This is a genomic window from Sphingomonas sp. ASV193, from assembly GCF_040203355.1.
Lineage (GTDB): Bacteria > Pseudomonadota > Alphaproteobacteria > Sphingomonadales > Sphingomonadaceae > Sphingomicrobium.
This window is the reverse complement of the sequence record NZ_JBEHBW010000001.1, coordinates 292,600-313,658: the sequence shown is the minus strand read 5'-3', so window position 1 is coordinate 313,658 and position 21,059 is coordinate 292,600. Positions and strand designations below refer to the sequence as shown.

The following is a 21,059-nucleotide window of genomic DNA, read 5'->3' as shown; positions in this document are numbered from 1 at the left end:
GCGCGCCCTAGCGCAGGAAGGACGCCAAATGCCACCATCTCGGCGGGCAAGCCTCGGCCGCCGCATCGCGCGCGGCCTCGTCGTTAAACAGCGCGAAGCAGGTCGCCCCGCTGCCCGACATGCGCACGAACCCCGCCCCGCCTTGCCCCGCAAGCCAGTCGATCACCTCGCCGATCGCCGGGACGAGACCGCGGGCGGGCGCCTCGAGGTCGTTCCGCCCGCCTCGCCAGTCGTCGAGCGGACCTCGATCGACCCCGTCCCACGCCGCGAACACCGGTCCGGTCGACAGCGCGACGTTCGGGTTGACCAGCAGCACCGGCGCTCCCGCGACCCCCGCGTCGACCAGCGACAGCCGCTCGCCCACCCCTTCGCCGCGCGACGTCAGGCTGAGCAGGCAGGCGGGAACGTCGGCCCCGAGATCGGGCGCGACCGCGCTGGCGTGCGCAGGGTCGATATTCCACAGCCGCGTGAGCAGGCGCAGCGTCGCCGCGGCGTCGGCCGATCCGCCCCCGATCCCGCTGGCGACGGGGAGCTTCTTGTCGAGGAACAGCGCGGCGTTCGTCGGAACCCCCGCCGCTTCGGCCAGTGCGCGTGCCGCGCGAAGCACCAGATTGTCGGCATCGTCGGCGAGCATGCCCGCGAAAGGCCCGTCGATCGCCAGCGAGAGGCCGTCCGCCGGCTCCCCCGCGACCGTGTCGCCATCGACGGTGAAAGCGAAGATGGTCTCGAGATCGTGGCGGCCGTCGGCGCGCCGCCGCCGAACGTGGAGCGCGAGGTTGAGCTTGGCCGGCGCTGGCTCCGACAGACGCATCAGGGGGCGGCGGTCGCCGGGGTCAGCCCGAGGTCGATCTTTTGCCCGATCCGCACTTTCTGTTCGGCATCGGCGGTGATCTCGGCCGCGCGCCAGGCGAAACGCGCCTCCATCCGGCGCCCGCGCGTGTAGAGCACGTCGCCGAGATGTTCCTGGATGTCCCCCTGAGCTGGGTCGGCCGCCGCCGCCGCCGACAGGATCCCGATCGCCTCGTCGAGCTTGCCGCGTTTGAACAGCGCCCAGCCGAGCGAGTCGGCGATCGACGCGTCGTCGGGACGAAGCGCAGCGGCCTTGCGGATCATCGCCTCGGCCGAATCGAGGTTCTCGTTATGCTCGAGTTCGCCATAGCCGAGGAAGTTGAGCAGCAGCGGCTCGTCTGGCTTCGCCGCCAGGCCGGCGAGCAGTTCGGCCTTCGTCTCGGGCCAGCGCTTGAGATCGGATAGCTGGTCGGCGCGGAGCAGCCGGTAGGTCCAGCGATTGTCGGCCCCCGCCGCATCGGCCAGCGCCGCGGCACGGCCATAGGCATCGGCGGAGGCGGCATGGTCCCCCGCCGTGTCGTAGGCCGCGCCGAGCCGCGCATAATCGTCGGGCGACACCGCCCGCCCCGCTTCGCGGATGCCGCGCTGCGCCAGAGCCACCGCGTCGGCGTTGCGCCCCATCGCGCCGAGGATCTTGACCCCGGCTTCGCGCGCGTCGGGCGCGAACGGGTCGTCGTTGGAGACGGTCGCGAGCTGCTGAAGCGCATCGGCTCGGCGGTCGGCCGAATCGAGCAGCAGCGCGAGCAGCACCGCCGTCGCGCCGCTTTGCGGGCGGGCATGTTGCGCGACCCGGGTCAGCGCGATCGGCAAGGACTTGTCGCTCGACTGGTTCAAAGCGATCGCCAGCCCGGTGAGCAGCGCGCCATAGGCATCGGCGGCGGTCCGCACCGTGGCCCCGGGCGGGATCGCCGTGCCGTTGGCGAAGCGCGCGAGCGTTGCCGGCCCGGCCTTCAGCAGCACCGTCGCGCCGGCGGGATCGTTCGCGCGGCGCAGCCCGTCGGCGAAGGCCAGCCGCATCTCGCTGTTGCGCCCGGTATCGCGCGCCAGTGCCTGCGCGATCAGCGGCTTGGCCGAGGCCGTGTCGCCCGCGGCGAGGTAGAGATAGGCGCGCTGTTCGGGGAGGAAGGGAGCGACCATCGACTGCACCACCGAGCTCGCGGTCAGATAGCGCTGCCCGTCGTGCTTCGCCTCGGTCTCCGCCCACGCCCGAAGCAGCGGGGCGATGAAGCCGCCGTCGCGATCGGGCGTGCCCTCGTTGACCAGCGCCAGCGCATCGGCGGTCCGCCCGCGGCGGAGCGAGTCGGCGACCAGCAGCAGCCGCGCGTCGAGGTTGAGGCTGGCGACCGGCATCGCCCGTGCCGTCGTTACCGCGAGGTCGAACGCGCCGGCGCTGATCGCCGAGGTCACCGCCCGGTCGGCGATGTCGGGATTGCGCGGGTCGAGCGTCGCGAGCTGCGCGTAGAGCTGCGCGGCCTGGCGATCGTCGCCGATCGCGTCGGCGGTGCGCGCGCGGACATAGGCGTCGAGGCGCGGATCGGGCATCGCCGCGCGGAGGTTGACCGCGGCCTGCGCCGGGACCGGGGCGATGGCGGCGAGCGTCGCAGCGGTCGCGAGCCACAGGCTACATGTTCGGGTAATTGGGTCCTCCGCCGCCTTCGGGCACTACCCAGTTGATGTTCTGGGTCGGGTCCTTGATGTCGCACGTCTTGCAGTGGACGCAATTCTGCGCGTTGATCTGAAGCCGAGGTGAACCGGTCTCCTCGACGATCTCGTAGACCCCGGCTGGGCAGTAACGCTGTTCCGGCGAATCATAGAGCTTCAGGTTGACGTCGATCGGCACCGACGCGTCCTTGAGCGTGAGGTGCACCGGCTGGTCCTCCTCATGGTTGGTGTTCGACAGGAACACCGAGGACAGCCGGTCGAAGGTCAGTTTCCCGTCGGGCTTGGGATAGACGATCGGATGGACCTCGTCCTTACGCCGGAGCGTCGCATTGTCGGGATGTTTGTGGCGAAGCGTCCACGGGGTCGTCAGCCCGAGGTGGTTGAGCCACAGGTCGATCCCGGCGACCAGCGTGCCGATCGTCCCGCCGAACCTGGCGACCGCCGGCTGCGCATTGCGGACCACCTTGAGCTCCTTGCCCACCCAGCTCGAGCGGACCGCGGGCTCATAGTCGGCGAGCAGATCGTTGCCGCGCTGCGCCTGGAGTGCGGCGAAGGCGCTTTCGGCCGCCAGCATCCCCGATTTCATCGCGGTGTGGGTGCCCTTGATCCGGGGCACGTTGACGAAGCCCGCGCTGCACCCGACCAGCGCGCCGCCGGGGAAGGCGAGCGTCGGGATCGCCTGCCACCCGCCCTCGTTGATCGCCCGCGCGCCATAGCTGATCCGCTTGCCGCCCTCGATCTCGGCGCGGATTGCGGGGTGGGTTTTCCATCGCTGGAATTCCTCGAACGGCGACAGGTAGGGGTTGTCGTAGTCGAGCGCCGTGACGAAGCCGAGCGCGACCTGGCCGTTGGCCTGGTGGTAGAGGAACCCGCCGCCCCACGCGTCGGTCAGCGGCCAGCCCTGCGTGTGGATCACTCGGCCGGCTTTATGCTTTTCAGCAGGAACGTCCCACAATTCCTTGATTCCAAGCCCGAAAACCTGCGGTCCGCTTTCCTTGCGCAGGTCGAATAGCCGGGTCAGTTCCTTGGTGAGATGGCCGCGCGCCCCTTCGGCGAAAAGGACATATTTGGCGTGCAGCTCCATCCCCGGCTGGTAATCGGGCCGGTGGGTGCCGTCGCGCGCGACCCCCATGTCGCCGGTCGCCACCCCGCGCACGCTGCCGTCGTCGGCGAATAGGATCTCGGCCGCCGCGAAGCCGGGGAAAATCTCGACTCCCAGTTCCTCGGCCTGCCCCGCCAGCCAGCGGCACAGGTTGCCAAGACTGGCGGTGTACGTCCCCTTGTTGTTCATGAACGGCGGGGTAAGCAGGTGCGGAAGCCCGGTCTTGCCGGTTGCCGACAGCACCCAGTGATGGTTTTCGCTCACCGGCACGGTCAGCGGGCTGCCCTTGTCGCGCCAGTCGGGGATCAGTTCGTCGAGCGCCTTCGGGTCGATCACCGCGCCCGACAGGATATGCGCCCCGACCTCGCTCCCTTTTTCGAGGATGCAGACCGACACCTCGCGCCCCGCCTCGGCGGCGAGTTGTTTCAGGCGGATCGCCGCGCTCAGCCCCGCCGGCCCAGCGCCGACGATGACGACATCATATTCCATCGATTCGCGGTCGCTCATCCGGTCCTCTCGTCGCACGACGCTCTCTATTGGGCGCGATCCACCCGTGCCCGTTTCTTGACCCGACCGTCAACCTTGGTCGATGGTGAAGCGGGATGGGGAACAACACGCTGACAATCGACGAGGCCGAGGCCGCCAGCCTGCTCGACTGGTGGCTTGAGGCGGGCGTCGACGTGGCGGTCGCCGAGCAGCCGCGCGACTGGACGCGCGCCAGGGTCGCGGCGCCGGTCGCGCCCGCCGAGCTCCCTCCTCCGCCGTCCTCAGGCAAGCTCGACACGCTCGCCGCTTTTCACGCGTGGCTGGCCGCCGCCGACCGGCTTCCGCTCGCGCGTCCCAATGCGCGCCGGGTCCTTCCGCAGGGGCGCGAGGCGGCCTCGCTGATGGTGCTCGCCGACCTGCCCGGTCCCGAGGAAGCCGCGCGCAGCCAGCCGATCGCGGGCGAGGCGTGGGTGCTCGCCCAGCGGATGCTCGCGGCGATCGGGGTCCGGCCCGACGAGGCCTACATCGCCTCGCTCGCCTGCTTTCACGTCCCCGGCGTCCGCCCGAGCGGCGAGGAGCTCGACCGCTGCGCCCAGATCGCGCGCGACCATGTCCGGCTCGCGCGGCCCGGCCGCCTGCTGCTGTTCGGCGACGCCGCCGCCAAGGCGCTGACCGGCCAGCCGCTCGCCCGAGCGCGCGGCAAGGTCCACCGGATCGAATCGATCCGGACCGTCGCCACTTTTCACCCGCGCTGGCTGCTCCAGCGTCCGTCGGACAAGGCGCTCGCCTGGGCCGACCTGTTGCTGTTGATGAGCGAGGAAGGCTGATGCGCCACCTGTTGCCGTTGCTGTTGATCGGATGCGCGACCCCCGCGCTTGCCCAGCAGGTCGATCCCGACCCGCTCGCCCCGACCGACCAGCCCGCCGACCAGCCGCTCGAAACGACTCCGGTCGCGCCGCCAACCGCGACCCAGCCGACCCCGACCGTCGTCGCGCCGAGGGATTGGGCGGGCGAGTTCGCCGCGATCCGCGGAGGCAATTGGGCCGCCGCGCAGCTCGGGCTGGCGACGCTCCCTGACGGGCCGCTCAAGCCGGTCGCGACCGCCGAATATCTGGTCGCGAAAAACTCCCCCAGGGCCGAGCTGCCGACGATCGAGGCGCTGCTCGCGGTCGCCCCCGACCTGCCGCAGGCGCCGCAGCTCCAGCGGCTGGCGATGGCGCGCGGCGCGCTTACCCCGCCGCCGATCCAGACCGGCTACCGGCTGATCTTTCTCGGTTCCTCCCCGCGCCGCCAGCCCGCCCGCTCGGTCACCGGCGACCCAGCCGCCGACACGCTCCGCGCCCAGCTCGACCCATACACGCAGGCCAACGACGCCGCCGGGGCCGAGGCGCTGCTGCTCGCGCAGGGCCCCTCCCTCACCGCCGAGGCGCAGGCCGAGATGGGCCAGCGCGTGGCCTGGGCCTATTACACGATCAACCAGGACGCCGCCGCCAAGCGCGTCGCCGACCAGTGGCGCGGCGCCGCGACCGGCGACTGGGGTGGGCGCGCGGCTTGGATCTCGGGGCTCGCCGCGTGGCGGCAGAATGACTGCACCGGCGCGCAGGCCGCGTTCCGCGATACCGCGCGGCTAACCACCGACCGCGAGCTCGGCGCCGCCGCTTATTATTGGGGCGCACGCGCCGCCCAGGCATGCCGCAACCCCGCCGCGGTCGAGCCCCTGCTCAAGGCGGCGGCTCGCTATCCCGACAGCTTCTACGGCCTCGTCGCGCGCGAGACGCTCGGCATGCCGACCCGGCTGTCGCCGATGGCGATCGACACCGCCGGGATCGAATCGCGCCCCAACGTCATCCGCGCCCGGGCGCTCGCGGCGATCGGCGAGCGCGGGTTGGCCGACGAGATGATCCGTTACGAGGCGCGGGTCGGCAACCCGGCCAACCACGGCCAGCTGGTCGCGCTCGCCGCGCAGCTCGGGCTGCCGGGCACCCAATATTGGCTTGCGCACAACGGCCCCACCGGGGCGCGGGTCGACGCGGCGGCGCGCTTCCCGACGATCGGCTGGCGGCCCGCGGGCGGCTGGCGGATCGATCCCGCGCTGGCGCTCGCGCACAGCCGGCAGGAAAGCGATTTTCGCGCCGGGGTCGTCTCCCCCGCGGGCGCGGTCGGGCTGATGCAGGTCCGCCCCGGCACCGCGGGCGACATCGCCCGCGCGCGCGGCGGCTATGTAGGCGCCTCGATGCTGACCGACCCGGCCACCAACCTCGAATATGGCCAAAGCTATATCGAGCAGATCCGCGCCAAGGGGGCGACGCAGGGCCAGCTGCTCAAGGTGATCGCCGCCTACAACGCCGGGCCGCTGCCGGTCGCGCGTTGGTCCTACATCTACGACAAGGGCGATCCGCTGCTGTGGATTGAGAGCGTGCCCTATTGGGAGACGCGCTATTACGTCCCCTCGGTGCTGCGCAACATGTTCGTCTACCAGGGCCTGACCGGCGAACGGCAGCCCGAGCTCAAGGCGCTGGCTCAGCACCAGTGGCCGGCGTTCCCGAGCCGGGCCGGCAGCGCGCCCGCGCCCCGCGCGACCGCCTATGGCAGCAGCGCGCTCGTCCCGGTCGGCTCGACCCAATAGCATCTTGTTCTCGTTTCGTTCGCATGGCATCGTGCTGCCATGCCGATCGAGTCGACCAAGGCGCGCGGGGCGACCCGCAACGCGACGCCGACCCGCTTCAACCTCAACGAGCGGCTGATCGACGGCGACTGGCTTGACGAGGTCGCGCTTCACGACGGCGAGTTGCCGACCCGCCGGACGACGGTGACGATCGAAAAACCGAAGTCGATCCTGACCCGCAACGCCTCGCCCGACATCGGCTTCGACCGCTCGGTCAATCCCTATCGCGGCTGCGAGCATGGCTGCATCTACTGCTTCGCGCGGCCGACCCACGCCTATCACGACCTGTCACCGGGAATCGATTTCGAAAGCCGGCTGTTCGTCAAGCCCGACGCGGCCAAGCTGCTCCATGCCGCGCTCTCGCGCCCGGGGTACGAACCCGCGCCGATCGCGCTCGGCACCAACACCGACCCCTATCAGCCGATCGAGGAGAAGTGGCGGGTGACCCGCTCGATCCTCGAGCTGCTGCTGGAGACCAGGCATCCGTTCACCATCACCACCAAGTCGGACCGCGTGCTCCGCGACCTCGACATCATCGCCCCGGCGGCCAAGCTCGGGCTCGCCTCGGTCGCGATCTCGGTGACCTCGCTCGACCCGAAGATCCACGCTACGCTCGAGCCGCGCGCCCCGGCCGCGCGCAAGCGGCTCGCGGCAATCCGCACGCTGACCGACGCCGGGGTCCCCGCCTTTGTGTCGATGGCGCCGTTCATCCCGATGATCACCGACCACGAGCTCGAGGCGATCATCGAGGCGGCGGCCAAGGCGGGCGCGCGCGGCGGCTTCTTCCTTCCAGTCCGCCTGCCGCACGAGGTCGCGCCGCTGTTCCGCGCCTGGCTCGACACCCACTATCCCGACCGCGCCGCCAAGGTGATGGCGACGATCCGCTCGCTTCGCGGCGGCAGGGACAACGATCCCAATTTCTTCAGCCGTATGCGCGGGCAGGGTCCGTGGGCGAAGCTGCTGAGTGACCGATTCGAAAAGGCGTCGGCGCGGCACGGGCTCGCGCGCGCCAAGTTCGCGCTTCGCAGCGACCTTTTCGAACCCCCCGCCGGTGACCAGCTCCGGCTGCTGTAGGCGCTTCCTCGACGAACGGCGGTGACAGCCCGGCGCGCGCTGGCTAGCGTCGGACGATGGTTCGTCACGCCCTTCTCGCCGCCCTGCTCGGCGCCGCCGCCCTCCCCTTCCCCGCGCTCGCGCAGACCGCGCCACCGCCGCCAATCTCGGTCGATCGGGCGGTCGCCGCGCTTCGCGACGAGGCTAATGACCGCGACGATTATGCGTGGGACATCGTCGAGGGACTGACCACCGAGGTCGGTGCGCGGCTCGCCGGGAGCGCCGCCGAGGCGCGGGCACGCGACTGGGCGGTGGCGAAGCTTCGCGCGCTCGGGTTCAGCAACGTCCATGTCGAACCCTTCCCGCTCAAGACGTGGAGCCGCGGCTACGAGGCGGCCGAGATCCTCGCTCCCTTCCCGCAAAAGCTGGCGATCGCGGCGCTCGGCAACAGCGCCTCGACCGGGATGGCCGGGGTCACCGGGCAGGTCATCGCGTTCGATTCGGTCGACGCGCTCCGCCTCGCCCCCGACAGCGCGGTACGCGGGAAGATCGTGTTCATCGATCATCACATGATCCCGACGCAGGACGGGTCGGGCTACGGCCAGTTCGGCGCGCCGCGTCGGCAGGGCCCGACGATCGCCTCGCAGAAGGGCGCGATTGGGATCGTCGTCCGTTCGATCGGCACCGATCATCACCGCAACCCCCACACCGGCGTCCAGAGCTTCGCCGACGGCGCGACCCCGATCCCGGCGGGAGCGCTCAGCGTTCCCGACGCCGAGCAGCTCGTCCGGGTGCTCAAGCGCGGGCGCCCCGTGACGCTTCACCTGACGCTCGTCAGCCAGGCGGGCGAAGGTACCAGCGGAAACGTCGTCGCCGACCTCCCCGGCCGCGACCCGTCGCTGCCGCCGGTGCTGGTCGGCGGCCACCTCGACAGCTGGGACCTCGGCACCGGCGCGATCGACGACGGCGCGGGGGTCGCCATCGCCACCGCCGCGGCGAAGCGGATCATGGACGCGGGCCGCCCGCTGCGCACCATCCGCGTCGTCTGGTTCGGGTCGGAAGAGCCCGGCCTGTTCGGCGGGCTCGCCTACCAGGCCGCGCACAAGGAGCCCTATTATGCGATGGCCGAGAGCGATTTCGGCGCCGACCGCATCTGGAAGGTCAATTTCGCGCTCGGCGCGGCGCGCAAGGACGAGGCGCGGCGGATCGGGGCAGCCCTCGCCCCGCTCGGCATCGTCACCGGCGTGTTCGACAAGGCCGACGGATCGGACATCGGCCCGATGATCGAGGCCGGCGCGCCGGGAATCGGGCTGAGCCAGGACGGGACCCGCTACTTCGACCTTCACCACACCCCCGACGACACGCTCGACAAGATCGACAAGGACCAGCTGCGCCAGAATGTCGCCGCCTACACGGCGATGCTCGCGGTCCTGACCGGCCCTATCGTTCATCCTGGCGCAACCAAGGAAGGCAAGCGGCGTTAACTGGCGAAACGACTTCAAGAGGGCTTCGCCATGGGCAAGATTTTTCCGCTGTTCGCCGCCGCCGTCCCGCTGCTGTTCTCGGTCGCCGCCTGCCAGGTGTCGAAGGACAATGGCAACGGCACCGTCAGCATGACCTACAACCAGGACGTGGCGAAGAACGCCGCCGACGATGCCGCCAGCACCGCCAAGGCGGTCGCCAACGACATCGGCTCTGACGTCAAGGCGGCGGGCGAGAAGATCGACAACAAGATCGACAATACCCACGTCAAGCTCGACGTGACGACGAACAACACGGCCGAAAAGAAGTAGGCGCGAAACTAAAGTTGGACCCCCCGCGCCGGCTGCGCTAACCCCCGCCCCCGTCGGGGAGTGGCGCAGCCTGGTAGCGCATCTGCTTTGGGAGCAGAGGGTCGCAGGTTCGAATCCTGTCTCCCCGACCAAACAGGCCGGGGGCCTGCTGGGGCGGGGAGACCGCCGACCGGAACAGTTTTCGATGATTTAAGTGGCCGGCGTCAGCAGCTTGGTGGGCCCGGCAGGACTCGAACCCGCAACCAAGCCGTTATGAGCGGCCAGCTCTAACCAATTGAGCTACAGGCCCCACCGTGCCCGCGCGATAGTCGCGCACGCGGCGGGCTGGCAAGCCGTCAGCCGCCGATCGACCATGCTAGCACGAAACGCCCGTCCGACCGGATCGCCTCGACTTCCGAGCGATCGACCAGTGCGCAGGCGCCCGACGCGACTCCGCCCGCGGCGCCGTCGACCGGCAGCAGCTGGATATCGCGCGCGTCGTCGGGGAGCGCGGGAGCCTCGCCGACGCACCATGCCAGCCCGAATTTCGGTCCGTCCAGGAGGATGCGCGTCTCCTCGCCAAACGAACCGTCCCGCGGATCGCGGTGGGGAACGGCATCGACCACGTCGCGCGATTGCGCGAGATGAAGCTCGCGCGGACGCCCATAATCGAACAGGCGATAGGTGAGATCGACCGCCTGCTGGACCTCGAGCACGGTCAGCCCCGGCCCGAGAGCGTGGACCGTCTCGGCCGGGTTATAGATGAAGTCGCCCGCCTTGGGTCGCTTCCAGTCGATCAGGTCGACGATCGTCCCGTCCTTGGCGGCCTCGATCAACTCGTCGGCGGCGACCGGGCGCACCGTCCCGATCCCGAGTTCGGCATCGACGTGCGAGTCGAGCACCAGCCAGCATTCGTCCTTGCCGCGCGGATAGCCCCGCGCACGCGCGGTCTCGTCGTCGGGATGGACCTGGATCGACAGCCGCTCGCTGGTGAACAGATATTTCGCCATCACGTCGAGCTCGCGCCCGGCGGGCGGGACGAACCAGATCTCGCCGATTTTTTCCTTGCTCTCGACACCGAAGCGGGCGGGCAGCCCGGTTCGACCCCAGGGCTTTTCGACGATCTTGGTTTCGAGCGTGATCAACGACTTACCTCATGGCTTTCAGCAGCGATGCGATCGGCAGGAAGGCAAAACCGACCGAGCTGTCGGAAATGCCGTAGGGCATGAACAGCTGGTCGCCGACCTTCATCGCACCACAGGTGTAAACGACGTTGGGGACGTATCCGTTGCGATCGTCATTCTCGGCAGTGAGGATCGGGCGATCGACCCGGGCGATGACCTTCGACGGGTCGTCCTTGTCGAGAAGCGCCGCGCCGATGGCATATTGCCGCATCGCGCCGACACCGTGAGTCAGAAGCAGCCATCCCTCGTCGAGCTCGATCGGCGGCCCGCAATTGCCGATCTGGATCAGCTCCCATGCATATTCGGGGACCATGATCTTCTCGCCGCCGTTCCACGCGCCGAGCTCGTCCGAGCGGAGCAGGAACAGGTTCATCCCGTCCTGCCGCCCGATCATCGCGTAAGAACCGCCGACCTTGCGCGGGAAGAGCGCCATGCCCTTGTTGACCGCCGCGTCGCCGGTCATCGGCACGAGGTCGATCGTCCTGAAATCGCGCGTCCGCATAAGTTCGGACCGGATGCTCCGCCCCGAATAGGCGGTGTAGGTGCCGATATATTCGCGGCTGCCGTCGTCGTGGGTGAAGTCGGTGAGGCGCAGGTCCTCAAGCCCGTTGGCCTGCGTGGGGGTCACCGGGAACATCACCATGCCGCTGACGCTGCTGTCGCGGTTGCGCCGGACGGTGACCGGCCCGTCTTCGCCGTCGGCAAGCGCCTCGACGATCTCGGCGGAGGTCGCGAACGGCGGCTCGGGGGCAAGCTCAAGCCCGCCATGTTTCGACACGATCCCTTCGCGAAAGGCGATCGAGCTGATGTGCCCCTCGCCCACCGCGCGAAGCGACATCAGGATCCGCACATGTTCGTCGTCGATTCCGCTCTGGTCGGGATGCGGCACGATGCTCGGGTTCATCAGCGCGGCGGCGGCGTAGCTGTACTCGTGACAGAAATAGGCCCCGATCAGCTGGCGCGTGCTGTCGGGAAGGCCGCTGAAATCCTTGCCGAGCAGCTTGCCGATTTGCTCGGCGCGCCGTTCGAAGATCTTGCGCGTCTGCCAGTGCCGCCGGTTGAAGTCGCGGCTCACCTTGCGGAGCGTTCGCGCAACTTCCTTTTCGTCGAAGGCCAGCACCTTCTCGACGAGATCGCGCGCGCGCGTCGGCTCGGCATTATTGCCCTGCCACGCGAGGTGGAACGGGCGAAGCACCACGCGCGAGGGATCGGCGGTCAGGCGCAAGGGATGAATGGCGGTCGGCTGCATGAGGGAGTCGAGCGCTCCTGCGGTTAGTCGAATCAGACCGCCGCTTCTGGTGCCTCGACCGCAGAGTGTAAACCGCCCGACACGGCATTTTCGCCGTTTTCCGCGCGCGCCATCGCCTCCGCCGCCTGGTGGAGCGCGAGGATCGACTCGGCGCCCTGGTTGCGGTTGACGCCGTCTTCGGTCAGCCCGTCGAAACATCCGCCGGTGGCGAGCGTGGCGAGCGGCAGCCCGTGGTCGTTGTCCCCAAAGAACCAGGCATAGGCCTCGTCCGCGCGGTCGCGCCAGACTTTCGCGCCGGTGATGCGGTGCGCGACCAGTGCCGCGTCGATGCTCGCCGCCGCTTCCAGCGGCTGCTGGTCGAACTGGCGCGGCTCGCGATACTCGTTGAAGAAGCTGCGCGACCCGACCGCACGGAAAATCCCTCGCCGGTGCTGGCGTTCGCTCAGCCATTCGAGCGTTTCGAGCCCGCGCCCGATCCATTCGTCGCGGCCGAGCGCCATGCCCGCCTTCAGCAGCGCCTCGGGCATCCGCGCGTTGTCGTAAGACAGTCGCGCCTCGAACCAGTCCCAGCCATCGCGCCGGTGCGCGGACAGGATCGTGCAGAGCGTGTCGCCCGCCTGTTCGAGCAGCTTGAGCGCGACCAGATGTGCCCTGTCATATGACAGCCAGTCGAACGCCCCGATCGCCGCGAAACATTGCGAACGCGGCGAGCGCAGCGGCGGTCCGGCATCGAGCGCGTCGGACAGAACCGCCCGTGCCCAGCCGCGGAATTCTTCGTCGGGGCTTTCGACGATGGCGACCATCAGCGTCCATAGCGTCCGGCCGTTGCTGTCGTCCGACCCCCGATCCTCGCACCACGTCCGGTCGTAGGCCATGAAATTGCGGAAGGCGCGCTCGGCGGGGTGCCACGCATGACCGATGAACGCCGCGTAGCGACGCGCCATCGCCAGTACCTCGGGCTCGCCGGTTCGCCGATAGCGCTTCAGCGCCACCATCATCGCGCGGCAATTGTCGTCGATGCAGTAGCCGTGGTTGCGATCGGCGATTCCAAAGCGGCTGTGCTGGAGCATCCCGACCCCGTCGCTCATCGCCTCGACAGCGGCGAACGAAAGCTCCGTCGGCAAGGCGACACGCGGCGCTTCCGCGACCTGCGCCGGCGCGGCGCGCTCCGACAGCGGAGCAAGCGTCCGCTCCATGCCGCGCGGCCACAGCATTTTGCGACCGGCGCGATAGGCGCGCTTCGCCATCGCGCGGCGCGCGTCGTGATCGCTCAGCAGCGCGTCGATCGCGCTCGCCAACGCCTCGGGGTTGGCGGGCTCGACTAGCGAGCCGACCCTGCCCGCCAGCAATTCGCTCGCGTGGACATAGGGGGTCGACACGACCGGCTTCCCCACCGCCACCGCATAGGCGAGCGTGCCCGACGTGACCTGGTTCATGTTGAGATAGGGGGTGACGTAAACGTCGCTGGCCTGGAGGCGGTCGAGCAGTTCGTCCTGCTCGACGAAGGCGTCGATGAACTCGACATGGTCGGCGACCCCCAATTCCTTCGTCCGGTCGATCAGCGACTGGCGGTAGGTTTCGCCCTCGTGCCGGACGAGGTTGGGATGGGTCGCGCCGACGACGACGTAGAGCATGTCGGGGTGACGTTCGACCAGCGCCGGAAGCGCCTCGATCATGTGCTGGACGCCCTTGTCGTGGCTCAGCAGGCCGAAGGTCATGACGACCTTGCGGCCTTCCCAGCCAAAACGGGGCTTGAGCGTCGCCGGATCGACCAGCTTGCGGTCGGGAACGCCGTGCGGAATGACCGAGATGCGGTTAGGCGGCACGCCGTGCCAGCGGGTCAGAATGTCGGCGCCGGTCTTCGCCATCACCACCAGATGGGTCGAGCGACGGATGATCGTCGCCAGCACCTCGCGCTCGGCGGGGGCCGGCCGCTCGAGGACGGTGTGGAGGACGGTGATGACCGGAAGGTCGCTCTCGTCGAGCAGGTCGAGGATGTAACGGCCTGCCTCTCCGCCGAAAATGCCATATTCGTGCTGAAGCAAGATCGCCTCGGCCCCCTCCTCGGCCATCCGCTTCGCCGCGGCGCGATAGGCCGGGCGGTCGTCCGCGCCGATCAGCCGGATCGCCTCGGGATATTCGACCCCGGTGCCGTCATCCATCGCGTAATGGTCGACGACAAGGTCGGGATAGCGGCCCGCGAGTGCATCGGAGACGTGGCTGGTGAAGGTGGCGAGCCCGCACTTGCGAGGAAGCGCGTTGCCGATGAGCGCGAGCCGGCCGACCGGCGCGCGCGAGGGTTCCTCGCCCTCGGGTCGACCGTCCAGCTCGAAAGTTTCGCTCGTCATATCCAACATGTTCGCCTCGCGCCACCCGGCGATCCCTACTGAGCGCCGATCATCCAACGTCCGTACCGCCCGAGAGTTGCGTAATTTGCTGCGCTGCACAATAGTTTATTTCGCAGGTGCGATATCTTCACCGCCGAAGCTCCGGCTGGCGCCACTGCCCAAACCCGGCTAGACGCCCCGAATTCCTCATCAACCGGAGACCGATGCCGTGGCCGAGCCTACCGTCCTGCCGTTCGATTGGGCCGACCCGTTCGACCTCGATCATCAGCTGACCGACGAGGAGCGGATGGTCCGCGACACTGCCGAGGCCTATGCGCAGGACAATCTGCAACCGCGCGTGACCGAGGCCTATCTCAACGAAAACTTCGACCGCGAGATCATGCGCGAGATGGGCCAGCTCGGCCTGCTCGGGGCAACGGTGTCACCCGATTATGGCGGTGCCGGGCTCGGCTATGTCAGCTACGGGCTGATCGCCCGCGCGGTCGAGCGGGTCGACAGCGGCTATCGCTCGGCCTGCTCGGTCCAGTCGAGCCTCGTGATGCACCCGATCAACGCCTACGGCTCGGAAGAGCAGAAGCGCAAATACCTCCCCGGCCTCGCTTCGGGCGAGCTGGTCGGCTGCTTCGGCCTGACCGAGCCCGACGCCGGCTCGGACCCAGGCGGCATGCGGACCCGCGCCGAAAAGATCGATGGCGGCTATCGCCTTCGCGGTGCGAAGATGTGGATCACCAATTCGCCGATCGCCGACGTGTTCGTCGTCTGGGCCAAGTCCGAGGCGCATGGCGGCGCGATCCGCGGCTTCATCCTCGAAAAGGGGATGCCGGGGCTAAGCGCGCCGAAGATCAAGGAGAAGCTCTCCCTGCGCGCCTCGATCACCGGCGAGATCGTAATGGACGGGGTCGAAGTTGGCGAAGACGCCGTCTTCCCTGAGATCAGCGGCCTTAAGGGTCCGTTCGGCTGCCTCAACCGCGCCCGCTACGGAATCGGCTGGGGTACGATGGGCGCGGCCGAGGCCTGCTACGCCGCCGCCCGCCAGTACACGCTCGACCGCCACCAGTTCGGCCGTCCGCTCGCGTCGAACCAGCTGGTCCAGCTCAAGCTCGCCAACATGGTCACCGAGATCACGCTGGGCCTACAGGCCGCGCTCCGCGTCGGCCGCCGGCTTGAGGCGGGCGAGCTGGTCCCCGAGACGATCAGCCTGATCAAGCGCAACAATTGCGGCAAGGCGCTCGATATCGCCCGGATCGCGCGCGATATGCACGGCGGCAACGGCATCTCGGCCGAGTTTCAGGTGATGCGCCACGCCGCCAACCTCGAGACGGTCAACACCTACGAGGGCACGCACGACGTCCATGCGCTGATCCTCGGGCGCGCGATCACCGGCATCGCCGCCTTCTAGGGGCCGGGCGCCGATAGACGTCGATCGGCGCGTCCCGGTAGGACGAGGTCTGCAGTTTCGTAAAGCCGAGCCGCCCGGCCAGCCGGTGCGAGGGCGTATTGGCGGGGTCGATGATCGCCCAGATCGTCTGCCGCACCTCGGCATCGGCCCAGTCGAGCAGCGCCCGGCACGCCTCCTCGGCATAGCCCTTGCCATGCTCTTCGGGGTCGAGGATCCAGCCCATTTCGGGCTCGCCGCCAAAGTCGGGCTCCATCGCCCGCGGCGCGACGAACAGGCCGACATTGCCGATCACGCGGCGATCCTCGCGCCGCTCGACGATCAGGCCGCCGAAGCCGACGACGCGCCACATCCCGACCGAACTGACGATCCGCCGCCACTTGTCCTCGCGGTCCATCGCCGGGCCGAGATGGCCGCGCGCGAATACCGCGCGCATGATCGCGGCGTGGGCGTCGAAGTCCGGCGCCTCGAATTCACGAAGACGGAGCCGCGCGGTCTCGATGACCGGCGGCTCGCGGAAAAGGGTGCGGGGGGTGGGCGCGCCGGACGACGCGCCCACGCGCTTACTTCTTGGCGAGGCTCAGGCCGCCGAAGCGCTTGTTAAAGCGCGCGACCTGGCCGCCTTCCGACACCTGGCGCGTGCCGCCGGTCCACGCCGGATGCACCTTGGGGTCGATGTCGAGCGCGAGCGTGTCGCCTTCCTTGCCCATCGTCGAGCGGGTCTTGAACGACGTGCCGTCGGTCATGGTGACGGTGATGAAGTGATAGTCGGGGTGAGTCCCGGATTTCATGGCAAGGTTCCTCGTTGGGGCTGGTTTCCGACCAGCCGGGGAAAGTCGAGCCGCGACCTAGTCGAAACGCCCGCGCTTGACAAGGCGGTCTGCTGCGACGCAACACCGCCGCCGAAGCGACCGGGGTTCCGGCGGTGTAATGCCGCCGGCCAAGGGGGAAGCCGGCGGAAATCCGGCACTGTGCCCGCAACTGTGAACCGTCCGTCCGGGGCGGCGAGTCAGATACCCGCCCCGGCCCGTCGTCCTTCTGCCGGCCGGGTCCAGCCGTTCAGATTTGGAAGGCCCCGCCTTTCATCCGTGACGACCGTCATGGAGTGAAGGGACCCGACCATGTTCATTGCCGACAATCCGACCGACCCGAGTCTCGCGCCCGACATCGTCGTCACCGCCTCGCGCGATCCCGTCGAGAAGGACGAAGCGCCCGCCAGCGTCACCGTCCTCGACCAGCGCCACCTCGACCGGCTGCACGCCCCCTTCCTCACCGACCTGCTGCGCGAAGTGCCGAGCCTCGCGGTCGCGGTCAGCGGGCCGTCGGGATCGCTCAGCGAAGTGCGCATCCGCGGCGCCGAAGCCGACCAGACTCTGCTGTTCGTCGACGGCATCAAGGCCAACGACCCCGCCTCGGGCAATGCGCCGCGGTTCGAACTGGTCAACGCCGATCTGCTCAGCCGGGTCGAGGTGGTCCGTGGCCCGCAATCGGCGCTGTGGGGATCGGAAGCGATCGGCGGGGTGATCGCGGTCGACGGCCCGACCGGTGGCGCCACCGTCGGCATGGCCGAGATCGGCAGCTTCGGCGAGCGGCGCGGCGCGGCACGCGTCGGCATCGGCAACGCCAGCACCGGCCTGTCGCTCGGCATCGCCGGGCAGCGCGCGACCGGGATCGACAGCTTCAACGGGCTCGGCGACAAGGACGGCTATTCGAACCTGTCGCTGCGCGCGTCGGGCCGGTGGCGCGCCAGCGACACGCTCGCCGTCGCCGCCTCCGCCTTCCGGCTCGCCGGGGTAAGCCAGTTCGACGGCTACGACCCGGTCACTTTTCTCCACGCGGATACCAAGGACGAGTCGCGCGACCGGCTAACTGCGGGGCGCGTCGCCGCGACCGTCGGCGACGAGACGCGGCTCTACGCCACCGCGTCGGCCTCGCTCCTCGCCTCGCGCAACGCCTATTATCTGGCCGATGTGTTCCAGTCCGAGGCGCGCGCGAAACGGCGGATGCTCGGCCTCCAGGCCGGGGCCACGTTCGGCGAGCAGCACTTCATCCTCGCCGCCGACGACGAGCATGAAAGCTTCGACGCCTTCATCCATTACGTCCGCGATCACCGCGCGCTGACCGCCGAGTGGCGCGGGAAGCTCGGCCCGCTGGTCACCGACGCCGCGCTGCGACTCGACATGTTCAACCGGGCGAAGGACGCGACCAGCGTGCGCGCCGCCGCCCAGTTGCCGCTGACCACGACGCTCCGCCTTGCCGCGACCTATGGCGAGGGGATCGCCCAGCCGACCTTCTACGACCTGTTCGGCTATCCCGGCTATTCGGCGGGCAATCCGTCGCTGAAGCCCGAGCGATCGCGCGGCGGCGAGGTGTCGCTGCGCTGGGCGCAAGGGCCGTGGACCGCCACGCTGACCGGCTGGAAACAGAATCTCACCGATGAGATCGTCCCCGACTATGGCGGCGCGATCCCTTCGACGATGAACGGCGGCGGGATCAGCCACCGGCGCGGGGTCGAATTCGAAGGCGGCTGGTCGCGCTCCGACCGGCTCCGCGTCAGCGCCAGTGCCGCGTGGCTCCACGCCGACCAGCCCGCCGACGGGGGCGGATCGCGGATCGAGTATCGCCGCCCGGCATGGAGCGGCCATGTCGCCGCCGACGGACGCGCCGGTCGCTGGTCGTACGGAGCGCTGGTCGCCTACACCGGCCCGCGCCGCGATTTCGATTTCGACGCCTACCAGGAAGTCCGGCTCGGCGGCTACTGGCTCGCCGGCGGGCGGCTGGCCTATCGCCTGACCCGGCAGGTCGAGCTCGGCGTCCGCGTCGCCAACGCGTTCGACGCGCGCTACGAGGACGTCGTCGGCTATCGCACCGAGGGGAGGAGCATCCATGTCGGGCTTCGCGTCGGCCTTCCTGACTAGCGCGGTGGCGGCGGCGAAGGTCGCGTCGCTCGACCTTTGCGCCGACGAATATCTGCTGCTCCTCGCGCGGCCCGCCGAGATCGCGAGCGTCAGCCGCGTCGGCCGCGACCGCGAGGACAGCTTTCTGTGGCGCCGCGCGGCGCGGTTCGCGACAAACGACGGAACGGTCGAGGGGCTGATCGGCACGCGACCCATGATCGCGCTGCGGACGGGCGGACGCGGGCGCGCGTCGGAAGCAATCGCCGTGCGGCTCGGGATCCGGACCGTGACCCTCGCCTATCCCGCGACGATCGCCGAGGTCGCCGCCAACATGCGCCAGGTCGCGACGCTGCTCGGCAACCCGCATCGCGCCGACTGGTGGACCGCCCGGCTCGATCGGTTGTCCGTGAACCCGCCCGCGACGCGCGACACTATTTTCCTCAGCGGCGGCGGGCAAAGCGTCGCAGTGCCCTCGCTCGGCGCCGACTGGATGCGGCTCGCCGGCTTCGCCCAGAGGCCGTTGCCGCAAGCGCGCGCGAGCCTCGAGCAGCTCGCGACCCGCCCATCCGCCGTGCTCCTGACCTCGACCTACCGCGCCGGGCAAGCGTCGCTCGGGCAGCGCTGGGCCGACCATCCGCTCGTTCGGAACCTGCCGAGCCGGCGCGTGACCACCGACGGACGCCCGTGGACCTGCGCCGGCCCGATGATGCTGTTCGAGGTCGAACGGCTGCGAGCGCGGCGATGAAGGTCGCCATCCCGCTCGGCCTGCTCCTGCTCGCCGCCGCGCATTTGCTGCTGCCCTGGTCGATCCTCGCCGAGGCCCGAGCGATCGACCCGTCGCTCGCGACCACGCTGCTGGTCGAGCTTCGCCTGCCGCGCACGCTGCTCGCGGTCGGCTATGGCGCAGCGCTTGGAGTCAGCGGGGCGGCGATCCAGGCCGCCTTCGCCAACCCCCTCGCCTCGCCCGACATCAGCGGCGCCTCGAGCGGCGCGGCGCTCGGCGCGGTGGTGGCGATGTACTGGCTCGGGCTGGCATCGCCGCTCGGGCTGGCCCTCGCGGGAATGGCGGGCGCGGGACTGGCGCTCTTCGCACTCGTGCTGCTCGCCGGACGCCGCGCCGAGACCGCGACGCTGCTCCTCGCCGGTCTCGCAATCACGCTCGCGGCGGGGGCGGCGACCAGCCTCGCGCTCGCGCTCGCCCCCTCCCCCTTCGCCTTTTACGACGCGTTCGACTGGCTGATGGGGGGCTTCGTCGATCGCAGCCTCGGCCAGGCCGCCGCCGCGCTCTTCCCCGCCGGGATCGCGGCGCTGCTCCTGCTCCGCCTCGGCCCGTCGCTCGACCTGCTCGCGCTCGGCGAGGATGTCATTGCCGCGAGCGGTCGATCGCCGCGCGACCTGGTGCGCTCGACGCTGATTTTCTCGGCGGTGGCGGTCGGCGCCTGCGTGTCGGTATGCGGCGCGATCGGGTTCGTCGGCCTCGCCGCGCCGGTCCTGGCGCGCGCGATGGTGCGCGGCCACCCGGGCCGGGCGATGCTCCCCGCCGCCGCGATCGGCGCCGCGTTGATGACCGCCGCCGACCTCGTCGTCCGCGCCGTCCCGCTCCAGCGCACGCTTCCCGTCGGCGTCGTCACCGCGCTGCTCGGCGCGCCCTTCTTCCTGGCGCTGGTCATCAACCTTCGGCGGCGGACCATCGCATGAAGCGCCTCCGCCTTCATGACGTCGCCATCCCGAACCGGCTGTCGTCCGTCACGCTCGAAGTCGAAGCGGGGCGCAAACTCGCCCTGATCGGCCCTAACGGTGGCGGCAAGACCAGCCTGCTCCGGGCGATCGCCGGGGTCGACGAAGCCACCGGGCGAGTCTCGATCGACGGCATCGACCTTGGCGAAGCCGGCCCTCGCCGCGCCCAGCTCGTGGGCTTCATGCCCGCCTCGCGCGACCTCGCCTGGCCGATCCCGGTCCGCGACATGATCGCGCTCGGAAATCCGCGGCTCGCCCCGGGAGAGGTCGCGGAATGGATCGCCCGGGTCGAGCTCGACACGCTCGCAGATCGCCCGGTGAACCTCTTGTCGACCGGCGAGCGCGCCCGGGTGCTGATGGCGCGCGTTCTTGCCGGCAAACCGCCGCTGCTTCTGCTCGACGAGCCGCTGTCGAACCTCGACCCCTATTGGGTGCTGCGCTTTCTCGAGGCGATCGACCAGGCCGCCGCCGACGGGGCGATCGTGCTCGCCGCGCTCCACGACCTGTCGGTCGCCGACCGGTTCGACCGGGCGCTGCTGATCGATGGCGGAGCGGTCGTCGCCGACGATTCGCCCGCGAAGCTTCTATCGGATCAGCGGTTCGCCGATGCCTTCCGGGTCGAGCGCAATGGCGCAGGCTGGAAGATCAGGGTCTGAACG

The 21,059-nt window shown here is 69.7% G+C and carries 18 protein-coding genes, 2 tRNA genes and 1 riboswitch; of the genes, 11 read left to right on the top strand and 9 right to left on the bottom strand.

Annotated features, from left to right (window positions below; translation table 11 throughout):
• Nucleotides 1–7: 7 nt before the first annotated feature.
• From ABDK56_RS01710 to ABDK56_RS01700, 3 genes are all read right to left on the bottom strand, one after another.
• Nucleotides 8–811: a 4-(cytidine 5'-diphospho)-2-C-methyl-D-erythritol kinase gene (locus ABDK56_RS01710; RefSeq protein ID WP_349806337.1), complete on the bottom strand. Its 804-nt coding sequence runs from the start codon at nt 809–811 to the stop codon at nt 8–10.
• The gene (locus ABDK56_RS01705) at nt 811–2,391 is read right to left on the bottom strand and encodes a UDP-N-acetylglucosamine--peptide N-acetylglucosaminyltransferase SPINDLY family protein (protein WP_349806336.1); all 1,581 of its coding nucleotides are present in this window, start codon (nt 2,389–2,391) and stop codon (nt 811–813) included. Before ABDK56_RS01705 ends, ABDK56_RS01710 begins: the two co-directional genes overlap by 1 nt.
• A 79-nt stretch (nt 2,392–2,470) precedes the next feature.
• Nucleotides 2,471–4,120, bottom strand: coding sequence for an electron transfer flavoprotein-ubiquinone oxidoreductase (locus ABDK56_RS01700; protein ID WP_349806335.1), 1,650 nt, complete (start codon nt 4,118–4,120; stop codon nt 2,471–2,473).
• A gap of 95 nt (nt 4,121–4,215) precedes the next feature.
• Between ABDK56_RS01700 and ABDK56_RS01695 the strand changes: the two genes are divergently transcribed.
• From ABDK56_RS01695 to ABDK56_RS01670, 6 genes are all read left to right on the top strand, one after another.
• Complete coding sequence (locus tag ABDK56_RS01695; protein ID WP_349806334.1) at nt 4,216–4,926, top strand: uracil-DNA glycosylase family protein; 711 nt, start codon at nt 4,216–4,218, stop codon at nt 4,924–4,926.
• Nucleotides 4,926–6,725, top strand: a complete 1,800-nt coding sequence (locus ABDK56_RS01690) for a lytic transglycosylase domain-containing protein (RefSeq protein WP_349806333.1) — start codon at nt 4,926–4,928, stop codon at nt 6,723–6,725. Before ABDK56_RS01695 ends, ABDK56_RS01690 begins: the two co-directional genes overlap by 1 nt.
• A gap of 39 nt (nt 6,726–6,764) precedes the next feature.
• Complete coding sequence (locus ABDK56_RS01685; RefSeq protein WP_349806332.1) at nt 6,765–7,838, top strand: PA0069 family radical SAM protein; 1,074 nt, start codon at nt 6,765–6,767, stop codon at nt 7,836–7,838.
• A gap of 56 nt (nt 7,839–7,894) precedes the next feature.
• Entirely contained in the window at nt 7,895–9,301 is a 1,407-nt protein-coding gene (locus ABDK56_RS01680; RefSeq protein ID WP_349806331.1) for a M28 family peptidase, read from the top strand.
• Nucleotides 9,302–9,331: 30 nt separating this feature from the next.
• Nucleotides 9,332–9,610, top strand: a complete 279-nt coding sequence (locus ABDK56_RS01675) for a hypothetical protein (RefSeq protein WP_349806330.1) — start codon at nt 9,332–9,334, stop codon at nt 9,608–9,610.
• A gap of 54 nt (nt 9,611–9,664) precedes the next feature.
• Nucleotides 9,665–9,741, top strand: a tRNA-Pro gene (locus tag ABDK56_RS01670).
• A gap of 81 nt (nt 9,742–9,822) precedes the next feature.
• On the opposite strand, the gene ABDK56_RS01665 is transcribed toward ABDK56_RS01670, so the two are convergent.
• The 4 genes from ABDK56_RS01665 to ABDK56_RS01650 all read right to left on the bottom strand — a co-directional run bounded on the left by ABDK56_RS01665 (nt 9,823) and on the right by ABDK56_RS01650 (nt 14,370).
• Nucleotides 9,823–9,899: transfer RNA gene (locus ABDK56_RS01665), tRNA-Ile, on the bottom strand.
• A gap of 46 nt (nt 9,900–9,945) precedes the next feature.
• Nucleotides 9,946–10,734, bottom strand: coding sequence for a class I mannose-6-phosphate isomerase (locus ABDK56_RS01660; RefSeq protein ID WP_349806329.1), 789 nt, complete (start codon nt 10,732–10,734; stop codon nt 9,946–9,948).
• Nucleotides 10,735–10,738: 4 nt separating this feature from the next.
• Complete coding sequence (locus ABDK56_RS01655) at nt 10,739–12,022, bottom strand: glycoside hydrolase family 130 protein (protein WP_349806328.1); 1,284 nt, start codon at nt 12,020–12,022, stop codon at nt 10,739–10,741.
• Nucleotides 12,023–12,054: 32 nt separating this feature from the next.
• The gene (locus ABDK56_RS01650) at nt 12,055–14,370 is read right to left on the bottom strand and encodes a glycosyltransferase family 4 protein (RefSeq protein ID WP_349806327.1); all 2,316 of its coding nucleotides are present in this window, start codon (nt 14,368–14,370) and stop codon (nt 12,055–12,057) included.
• Between the two features lie 208 nt (nt 14,371–14,578).
• Between ABDK56_RS01650 and ABDK56_RS01645 the strand changes: the two genes are divergently transcribed.
• A complete protein-coding gene (locus ABDK56_RS01645) occupies nt 14,579–15,769 on the top strand; it encodes an acyl-CoA dehydrogenase (RefSeq protein WP_349806326.1) in 1,191 nt (396 codons plus the stop codon).
• Here ABDK56_RS01645 and ABDK56_RS01640 read toward each other — a convergent pair.
• Both ABDK56_RS01640 and rpmE read right to left on the bottom strand, forming a co-directional pair.
• Complete coding sequence (locus tag ABDK56_RS01640) at nt 15,747–16,325, bottom strand: GNAT family N-acetyltransferase (RefSeq protein ID WP_349806325.1); 579 nt, start codon at nt 16,323–16,325, stop codon at nt 15,747–15,749. The two genes, ABDK56_RS01645 and ABDK56_RS01640, sit on opposite strands and share 23 nt — an antisense overlap.
• A gap of 4 nt (nt 16,326–16,329) precedes the next feature.
• Nucleotides 16,330–16,557, bottom strand: a complete 228-nt coding sequence (rpmE, locus tag ABDK56_RS01635; RefSeq protein ID WP_349806324.1) for a 50S ribosomal protein L31 — start codon at nt 16,555–16,557, stop codon at nt 16,330–16,332.
• A 106-nt stretch (nt 16,558–16,663) separates the two neighbouring features.
• Nucleotides 16,664–16,805: riboswitch (cobalamin riboswitch) on the top strand.
• A gap of 82 nt (nt 16,806–16,887) precedes the next feature.
• Between rpmE and ABDK56_RS01630 the strand changes: the two genes are divergently transcribed.
• Genes ABDK56_RS01630 through ABDK56_RS01615 form a run of 4 tightly spaced genes read left to right on the top strand, consistent with a single transcriptional unit; the run spans nt 16,888 to nt 21,056 of the window.
• The gene (locus tag ABDK56_RS01630) at nt 16,888–18,684 is read left to right on the top strand and encodes a TonB-dependent receptor plug domain-containing protein (protein ID WP_349806323.1); all 1,797 of its coding nucleotides are present in this window, start codon (nt 16,888–16,890) and stop codon (nt 18,682–18,684) included.
• Entirely contained in the window at nt 18,653–19,408 is a 756-nt protein-coding gene (locus ABDK56_RS01625; protein WP_349806322.1) for an ABC transporter substrate-binding protein, read from the top strand. Before ABDK56_RS01630 ends, ABDK56_RS01625 begins: the two co-directional genes overlap by 32 nt.
• Nucleotides 19,405–20,361: a FecCD family ABC transporter permease gene (locus ABDK56_RS01620; protein WP_349806321.1), complete on the top strand. Its 957-nt coding sequence runs from the start codon at nt 19,405–19,407 to the stop codon at nt 20,359–20,361. Before ABDK56_RS01625 ends, ABDK56_RS01620 begins: the two co-directional genes overlap by 4 nt.
• Complete coding sequence (locus ABDK56_RS01615; protein ID WP_349806320.1) at nt 20,358–21,056, top strand: ABC transporter ATP-binding protein; 699 nt, start codon at nt 20,358–20,360, stop codon at nt 21,054–21,056. Before ABDK56_RS01620 ends, ABDK56_RS01615 begins: the two co-directional genes overlap by 4 nt.
• Nucleotides 21,057–21,059: the final 3 nt, after the last annotated feature.